The organism is Psychrobacter sp. T6-1, from assembly GCF_052258445.1.
On record NZ_JBQQFC010000590.1, the window covers coordinates 1 to 926 of the forward strand.

Below are 926 nucleotides of genomic sequence, written 5' to 3' on the forward strand. Positions count from 1 at the left end.
GATGTTGGTACGCCGTTCTTAGAAGTCGCCCCGATGGCGGCGCATGATATGTATGGCGAGGATATCCCAGCCGCTGGTGTGATCGCAGGTATTGGTCGTATCAATGGTATTGAGTGCATGATCGTCTGTAATGATGCCACCGTCAAAGGCGGTACTTATTATCCTATGACGGTCAAAAAGCATTTGCGAGCGCAAGAGATTGCGCAAGAAAACCATCTGCCTTGTGTCTATCTCGTTGACTCAGGCGGCGCGAACTTACCCAATCAAGACGAAGTTTTCCCTGATAAAGATGACTTTGGGCGTATCTTTTTTAATCAGGCCAATCTAAGTGCCGCAGGGATTCCGCAGATTGCAGTGGTCATGGGCAGCTGTACTGCAGGCGGCGCTTATGTGCCCGCAATGAGTGATGAATCTATCATTGTTAAAGATCAAGGCACGATCTTTTTAGGCGGGCCACCACTGGTCAAAGCGGCGACAGGCGAGGAGGTCAGTGCTGAGGATTTAGGCGGCGGTGACGTACATACGCGTCTATCAGGGGTGGTCGACTATCTCGCGCAAAACGATACTCATGCTTTATCTATAGCGCGCGATATCGTCGGTCACTTAAACCGCGATGCCAAGGTCATTCCTAATCAAATCACGCCGCGCCCACCGCGTTATGACGCCAAAGAGCTATACGGCATTATTCCAACGGATAAGCGTAAACCTTTTGATGTCAGAGAAATCATCGCTCGCATCGTCGATGACAGTGCGTTTGATGAATTCAAAGCACGTTTTGCTACGACTATCATTTGCGGTTTTGCCCATATCGAAGGGATGCCCGTTGGTATCATCGCCAACAACGGCATTTTGTTTAGCGAGTCGGCGCAAAAGAGCACGCACTTTATTGAGCTGTGCTGTAAGCGTAAAATCCCACTCGTGTTTTT

1 protein-coding gene is annotated in these 926 nt (G+C 49.6%); it reads left to right on the forward strand.

Features of this window, described 5'->3' with window-relative positions; all coding sequences use genetic code 11:
• Positions 1–926 (forward strand): carboxyl transferase domain-containing protein (locus tag ACTXGO_RS14790; RefSeq protein WP_443575056.1); only part of this gene is annotated, 926 nt, incomplete at both ends.